A 422-nucleotide genomic window follows, 5' to 3' on the forward strand; every position below is an offset into this window, starting at 1 on the left:
GGCTTTGATCCATTTTTTGAGGGTTTGGTGGAACCGCTCAATTTTTCCTTGGGTTTGGGGGTGGCCCGGCCGGCCGTTTTTCTGTTGGATTTTGTGTGCGACGAGTACTTTTTCGAACGCGTTTCTCCCACCTTTGCGCCCGGCTAGGCGTGCGGTGAACACTAGTCCGTTGTCCGTCAGTGTGGATGCTGGTGGACCGTATGTGTGGATTAAGCGTGTGAGTTCGGTGGCGACGGCGGGGCCTGTGAATGCGGCGGCCGCGGTGATTGACAACAGGTATCGCGAGTGGTCATCGAGGAAGTCGAGGACTTCAACGCGTGTGTTGTCGGCAAGGAAGAGGTGGGTGATGTCGGCTTGCCAGCATTCGTTGGGCATTGCGGCCTCGAAGCGGATGTAGGAGCTTTTTGGCTTCTTTTGCGGCT

Annotated in this window: 1 protein-coding gene; it reads right to left on the reverse strand. The window is 56.6% G+C overall.

Features of this window, described 5'->3' with window-relative positions; translation table 11 throughout:
* Positions 1 to 422 (reverse strand): DDE-type integrase/transposase/recombinase (locus M3B90_RS09580; RefSeq protein ID WP_259890156.1); only part of this gene is annotated, 422 nt, incomplete at both ends.

Source organism: Dermabacter sp. p3-SID358 (genome assembly GCF_025147465.1).
In the GTDB taxonomy this organism is placed as follows: Bacteria; Actinomycetota; Actinomycetes; order Actinomycetales; family Dermabacteraceae; genus Dermabacter.